Origin of the sequence: Pseudomonas protegens (genome assembly GCF_003732485.1) — a bacterium.
Lineage (GTDB): Bacteria > Pseudomonadota > Gammaproteobacteria > Pseudomonadales > Pseudomonadaceae > Aquipseudomonas > Aquipseudomonas protegens_B.
The window spans coordinates 9,673-16,376 of record NZ_MOAK01000081.1; the positions used below are offsets into that span (position 1 = coordinate 9,673).

Consider the following 6,704-nt stretch of genomic DNA (forward strand, 5'->3'; position numbering starts at 1 on the left):
CGAGCTGGCGGCGGTCAATCCTGGGGTTATCATGACCGCGCCGTTGTACGACACCCTGACCCAATGGGTCGGCAAGCACTACCGCGACCGCCTGAGCGAAAACGATCTGGCGGACCCGCAGCTGTTGCTTGAGTGCCGGACGGCACTGGATGAACTGACGCAAATCCTTAAACTGGGCGCGGTTTATCCCTTCCAGATCAATTGAAAGCCCGCGCCCGGCTGATCCGGGCGCGCCGCTTCACCCCAGATGAGAACGACCCCCATGAGCGATACCCTACAACTGATCCTTGAAGACACCGACGGCACCCAACTGCAAACCTCCTGCACCCGCTTCGCGGTGCTGTGGCAGGGCAAGGAAGTGTGGATCCAGCAGGACGGCCGCGGCCAATTGCTGATCGGCGTGGACGTGGAAGAGGGTGATGACGAATACGCCAGCCTGCTGTTGCGTCCGCTGGCAACCAACCTGGTCAGCCTGCAACTGGAAATGGAACCGGCCGACGCTGGTGAAGATGATCACGTGCATGGCCCTGACTGCGGTCACGCTCACTAAGGAAGCCGCTTTATGCTCGCCCTCGGCAAACTGCTTGAACTGACCCTCGCCGGCCGTGAACCGGCAGAGAAGACTCAACTGACTGTCGACGGCGTGCGCATGCGCTGGCTGAGCGAGGGCGCCCTGGAAGTACGGCCGCCCGAAGCTCGGGATAACGGTCTGGACCTGTTGCTGTCCGCCGGTATCCACGGCAACGAGACGGCTCCCATCGAGCTGCTCGACCGTTTGTTGCATGATATTGCCCGGGGCGACTTGAAGCCCAGGGCCCGGATTCTGTTCCTGTTTGGCAACCCCGAGGCCATGCGCCGTGGCGAGCGATTCGTCGAGCAGGACGTTAACCGGCTGTTCAACGGCCGGCATGAGTTGAGCGGTGGTTTCGAAGCCCTGCGGGCTTGCGAGCTGGAGCGTCTGGCGGCGAGCTTCTTCAACCTGCCGGGTCGCGAACGCCTGCACTACGATCTGCACACGGCGATCCGTGGTTCGAAGATCGAGCAGTTTGCCCTCTATCCGTGGAAGGACGGGCGCCGGCATTCGCGCCGTGAACTGTCGCGCCTGCGGGCCGCCGGCATGGAGGCGGTGCTGCTGCAGAACAAGCCTTCCATCGTCTTCAGTGCCTACACCTACGACCAGCTGGGGGCCGAGTCCTTCACGCTGGAGTTGGGCAAGGCACGGCCGTTCGGGCAGAACCAGGGCGTCAATGTCGAACGCCTGGAAACCCGTCTCAAGCACATCATCGAAGGCACCGAGCCTGGAGCGGAGCAGGACAGTCTCGACGGTTTGCAACTGTTCAGCGTGGCGCGGGAAATCATCAAGCACAGCGACAGCTTCCACCTGCATTTGCCGGCGGACGTCGAGAATTTTTCCGAGTTGGAAGTGGGTTACTTGCTGGCCGAGGATATCGCTCAGACCCGATGGGTCATCGAGGAAGAGGGCGCGCGGATCATTTTTCCCAATCCCAAGGTCAAGAACGGCCTGCGTGCGGGGATTCTGATTGTGCCGACCACGGCTGACGGCCTGGCCTGAGGTTCGCCGGCACGCCGGCTCCTACACGATCCTGTAGGAGCCGGCTTGCCGGCGATGCTTTTATCGCTTAAACGGCAACCGCACGCTGCTCATTGCGGCGCAGGGCACGAACCTTCTGCAGGGTATCGGCGCAAGTCTTCGCTGCTTCCTGACCCTTGTGCACGAAGTGCTCGAAGAAGAACTTCTGATGCTCTTCACCCGCATGGAAATGATGCGGGGTCAGCACCACGGAGAACACTGGCACTTCGGTTTCCAATTGCACCTGCATCAGGCCGCTGATCACCGACTGGGCGACGAACTCATGGCGGTAGATGCCACCGTCCACCACCAGCCCCGCAGCGACGATCCCAGTGTAGCGACCGGACTTGGCCAGCAGCTTGGCGTGCAGAGGAATCTCGAAGGCGCCGCCGACTTCAAAGAAGTCGATATCGCTTTCCTGATAACCCTGGGCGAGCATTTCCGCGACGAAACCCTGGCGGCTCTGATCGACGATTTCCTTGTGCCAGCAGGCCTGGATAAAGGCGACGCGCTCGTTGGGGTGGTGTTTGCTTTTGCTATCGATTGCGGTGGGTTGCATCTGTTCTGACTCCTGTTTGTATGAAAAACAGGGCGTATATGAATCGAATGGGATTTAAGGGTGCGCGCAGAGCGGCCGTGGATTTCCCGCGATCTGCCCGGCAACGGCCCTTTGGTGCCAATCCCGTTCTCTCTTCATCCGGACTATGACCGTCGGCCCCGGAATCACACCGGGTCTGCTGACCTTGTCGTTACCTGTGGACTGGCCACGGGTATCGCCAAGCGCTCGCGGGCTATGCGCATTGCGCGCAATTACCGCCGGTGGGGAATTACACCCCGCCCTGAGAACGATTGCCCGCGAGTTTTTCGCGGGCGGTGAGTTTTTAACACAGATTTGCTGGGGAAGCATTGCGTCTTTTGGATAATGTTCATCGGATTTTTCACCCTGTGGCACAAGGTTTTCTACAGTTGCTGCTTGATTAATCGTCCATGGGGCCGCAGTAATTCGTTTTGAAAGGGAATTCTCCCTGTTTAGCGCGGACCTTGCGGTCCCCCGTAGCCGGAGCCAGATGTGATGAGCGTGATCGATCTTCGTAGTGACACCGTGACCCAGCCGACCCCGGGCATGCTCGAGGCCATGGCTCGCGCCCGTACCGGAGACGATGTCTACGGCGAAGACCCGACGGTCAATCAGTTGGAGGCGGAACTGGCACAACGCCTGGGATTTGCCGCTGCCCTGTTTGTACCTTCCGGCACCATGAGCAATCTGCTGGCCTTGATGGCCCACTGCGATCGGGGTGATGAGTACATCGTCGGCCAGCAGGCCCATACCTATAAATATGAAGGCGGTGGCGCCGCGGTGCTGGGATCGATCCAGCCTCAGCCGCTGGAGCTCCAGGCCGACGGTTCCCTGGACCTGGATCAGGTGGCGGCCGCGATCAAGCCCGATGACTTTCATTTTGCCCGCACGCGCTTGCTCGCCCTGGAAAACACCATGCAGGGCAAGGTGCTGCCCCTGGCTTACCTGGCCCAGGCCCGGGCCTTTACCCGAGAGCGGGGTTTGGCTCTGCATCTGGATGGCGCGCGCCTGTATAACGCAGCGGTGAAGCTGGGGGTGGATGCCCGGGTGATCACCGAGCACTTCGATTCGGTATCGGTGTGCCTGTCCAAGGGGCTTGGCGCGCCAGTGGGTTCGGTGTTGTGCGGATCTGGCGAATTGATCGGCAAGGCGCGGCGCCTGCGCAAGATGGTCGGCGGTGGCATGCGCCAGGCCGGCGTCCTGGCGGCAGCAGGGCTGTATGCCCTCGAACACCAGGTACAGCGTCTGGCGGATGACCATGCCAATGCGCAGTTGCTGGCACAGGGGCTGAGCCAGGCGGGTTTCAGTGTCGAACCGGTGCAGACCAATATGGTGTATGTGCAGATGGGGGATCGGGCTGAAGCCCTCAAGGCGTTCGCCGCCGAGCGAGGGATCAGCCTCAGCGCCGCGTCACGGCTGCGCCTGGTGACCCATTTGGATGTCAGTTCCGGGCAAATCGAACAAGTGGTGAGCACTTTTGCCGAGTTTTCCCGTAACTGACAGTGTTCTCCGTCCAATTGACTGTTTGTATCGTACAAACACGCTGTACCAAGTGATTAACGCCGATATAATGCGGCCCTTTGCCGTCGTTTCGTCTGTTGACGTTGCGCACAGGCCTTTGGCCGCAGTCTCCGTGGAAGAACCTAATGAAAAGCGCAGAAATCCGTGAAGCCTTCCTTCGCTTCTTCGAAGAGCAAGGCCACACCCGTGTAGCCTCCAGCTCTTTGATCCCAGGCAACGACCCCACCCTGCTGTTCACCAACGCGGGGATGAACCAGTTCAAGGACTGCTTCCTGGGTCAGGAAAAGCGCGCTTATACCCGCGCTGTCAGCAGCCAGAAGTGCGTCCGCGCCGGTGGCAAGCACAACGACCTGGAAAACGTCGGTTATACCGCTCGTCACCACACCTTCTTCGAAATGCTGGGCAACTTCAGCTTCGGTGACTACTTCAAGCGTGACGCCATCACTTTCGCCTGGACCTTCCTGACCTCCGACAAGTGGCTGAATCTGCCGAAGGAGAAGCTCTGGGTCACGGTTTATGCCAGCGACGACGAGGCTTACGACATCTGGACCAAGGAAGTCGGGGTGCCGGCCGAGCGTATGGTGCGCATCGGTGACAACAAGGGCGCGCCTTACGCTTCCGACAACTTCTGGACCATGGGCGATACTGGCCCGTGCGGCCCTTGCACCGAGATTTTCTACGATCACGGCGCCGATATCTGGGGCGGCCCACCCGGCTCGCCTGAAGAGGACGGTGACCGTTACATCGAAATCTGGAACAACGTGTTCATGCAGTTCAACCGCACCGCCGATGGCGTGCTGCACCCGCTGCCGGCGCCGTCGGTGGACACCGGCATGGGCCTGGAGCGGATCAGCGCAGTGCTGCAGCATGTGCACTCGAACTATGAAATCGACCTGTTCCAGAGCCTGCTGGACGCGGCAGCCAAGGCCATTGGTTGCACCAACGATGCCCAGGCGTCGCTGAAAGTGGTGGCCGACCACATCCGTTCCTGCGGTTTCCTGATTGCCGACGGCGTGCTGCCGTCCAACGAAGGTCGCGGTTATGTGCTGCGTCGGATCATTCGTCGCGCCTGCCGTCACGGCAACAAGCTGGGGGCCAAGGGCAGCTTCTTCTATCAGATCGTTGCGGCCCTGGTGGCCGAAATGGGCGAAGCCTTCCCTGAGCTCAAATCCCAGCAAGCGCATATCGAACGCGTGCTGAAGGCTGAAGAAGAGCAGTTCGCCAAGACTCTGGAGCAGGGCCTGAAGATCCTCGAACAGGACCTGGCGGCACTCGAAGGTTCGGTAGTGCCGGGCGACGTGGTGTTCAAGCTCTACGACACCTACGGCTTCCCCATGGACCTGACCGGTGACATCGCCCGTGAGCGCAGCCTGACCCTTGACGAGGAAGGTTTCGAGCGCGAGATGGAAGCCCAGCGTGTACGTGCCCGTTCCGCCAGCTCCTTCGGCATGGACTACAACAGCCTGGTCAAGGTCGATGTGGCCACCGAGTTCACCGGCTATCACGCCACCAGCGGTTCGGCCAAAGTGGTCGCCCTCTATAAAGAAGGGCAATCGGTCGACGTACTTAATGAAGGCGAAGAGGGGGTTGTGGTTCTTGACCAAACTCCGTTCTACGCCGAGTCCGGCGGACAGATCGGTGACTGCGGTTACCTGCAGGCCGGCAGTGCGCGTTTTGATGTGCGCGACACCACCAAGACCGGCGGCGCGTTCCTGCACCACGGCGTACTGGCGTCGGGCAGTCTGATCGTGGGGGCTCCGGTTGAAGCCCAGGTCGACGCCGACGTGCGTCACGCCACTTCGCTGAACCATTCGGCCACTCACTTGCTGCACGCCGCGCTGCGCCAGGTACTGGGCGAGCACGTACAGCAGAAGGGCTCGCTGGTCGACAGTCAACGCCTGCGTTTCGACTTCAGCCACTTTGAAGCGATCAAGCCCGAGCAGATCAAGGCCCTGGAAGACATCGTCAACGCCGAGATTCGCAAGAATACTGCGGTGGAAACCGAAGAGACCGATATCGATACCGCCAAGAAGAAGGGCGCCATGGCGCTGTTCGGAGAGAAGTACGGCGACAGCGTGCGCGTACTGAGCATGGGCGGCGATTTCTCGGTGGAGTTGTGCGGCGGTATCCACGCCAACCGCACCGGCGACATCGGCTTGCTGAAAATCACCAGCGAAGGCGGTGTGGCTTCCGGTGTGCGGCGTATCGAAGCGGTCACCGGTGCTGCGGCCCTGGCGTACCTTAACGCTGCGGAAGAACAACTCAAGGAAGCGGCGACCCTGGTCAAGGGCAGCCGTGACAACCTGATCGACAAACTGTCGGCCGTGCTGGAGCGCAATCGTCTGCTGGAGAAGCAGCTTGAGCAACTGCAGGCTAAGGCAGCCAGTGCCGCGGGTGATGATCTCTCCGCTCAAGCGGCAGACGTCAAGGGCGTGAAAGTGCTGGCTGCGCGTCTTGACGGTCAGGACGGCAAGGCGCTGTTGGCGCTGGTGGATCAGTTGAAAAACAAACTCGGCCGCGCAGTGATCCTGCTCGGCAGTGTCCATGAGGAAAAGGTCGTACTGGTTGCGGGTGTAACCAAGGACCTGACTGGCCAACTCAAAGCCGGTGATTTGATGAAACAAGCCGCTGCGGCAGTGGGCGGGAAGGGCGGTGGTCGTCCAGACATGGCTCAAGGCGGTGGTGTTGATGCTACTGCGCTGGATGCGGCACTGGCCCTGACCGTGCCATTTGTCGAACAGGGTATTTAAGGCGCCGAGCCGGGCCCGTCGTCTAGTGGCGGGTCTTTGCGCTGTGCAGTTTGATTGATTAACGGGCGCCCCTTTACGGGCTGAGGCGGCTTAGAAAATGGCTTTGATCGTACAGAAATTTGGAGGCACTTCGGTCGGCTCTGTCGAGCGGATCGAGCAGGTCGCCGACAAGGTGAAGAAGTTCCGTGAAGCCGGCGATGACCTGGTGATCGTGCTGTCGGCGATGAGCGGCGAAACCAATCGCCTGATCGATCTGGCCAAGCAG

General features: G+C 60.6%; 7 protein-coding genes and 1 riboswitch. Of the genes, 6 read left to right on the forward strand and 1 reads right to left on the reverse strand.

The window, feature by feature from the left end; translation table 11 throughout:
• The 3 genes from BLX41_RS36105 to astE form a co-directional block, all read left to right on the forward strand.
• Window positions 1–205: N-succinylarginine dihydrolase (locus tag BLX41_RS36105; protein ID WP_259745121.1), on the forward strand; the 205-nt coding region annotated here is incomplete at its 5' end.
• Window positions 206–262: 57 nt separating this feature from the next.
• On the forward strand, window positions 263–550 hold the full coding sequence (locus BLX41_RS23815; RefSeq protein ID WP_123726860.1) for a topoisomerase II: 288 nt from the start codon (window positions 263–265) through the stop codon (window positions 548–550).
• A 12-nt stretch (window positions 551–562) separates the two neighbouring features.
• Complete coding sequence (gene astE / locus BLX41_RS23820; RefSeq protein WP_123726861.1) at window positions 563–1,573, forward strand: succinylglutamate desuccinylase; 1,011 nt, start codon at window positions 563–565, stop codon at window positions 1,571–1,573.
• Between the two features lie 67 nt (window positions 1,574–1,640).
• On the opposite strand, the gene BLX41_RS23825 is transcribed toward astE, so the two are convergent.
• Complete coding sequence (locus BLX41_RS23825; protein WP_102880592.1) at window positions 1,641–2,150, reverse strand: 6,7-dimethyl-8-ribityllumazine synthase; 510 nt, start codon at window positions 2,148–2,150, stop codon at window positions 1,641–1,643.
• 121 nt (window positions 2,151–2,271) lie between these two features.
• A riboswitch (FMN riboswitch) is annotated at window positions 2,272–2,442 on the reverse strand.
• A 221-nt stretch (window positions 2,443–2,663) separates the two neighbouring features.
• Between BLX41_RS23825 and ltaE the strand changes: the two genes are divergently transcribed.
• The 3 genes from ltaE to BLX41_RS36110 form a co-directional block, all read left to right on the forward strand.
• Entirely contained in the window at window positions 2,664–3,668 is a 1,005-nt protein-coding gene (gene ltaE, locus BLX41_RS23830; RefSeq protein WP_123726862.1) for a low-specificity L-threonine aldolase, read from the forward strand.
• 146 nt (window positions 3,669–3,814) lie between these two features.
• On the forward strand, window positions 3,815–6,439 hold the full coding sequence (gene alaS / locus BLX41_RS23835) for an alanine--tRNA ligase (RefSeq protein ID WP_123726863.1): 2,625 nt from the start codon (window positions 3,815–3,817) through the stop codon (window positions 6,437–6,439).
• Window positions 6,440–6,536: 97 nt separating this feature from the next.
• On the forward strand, window positions 6,537–6,704 hold a 168-nt coding region (locus BLX41_RS36110), incomplete at its 3' end, for an amino acid kinase family protein (protein WP_473241687.1).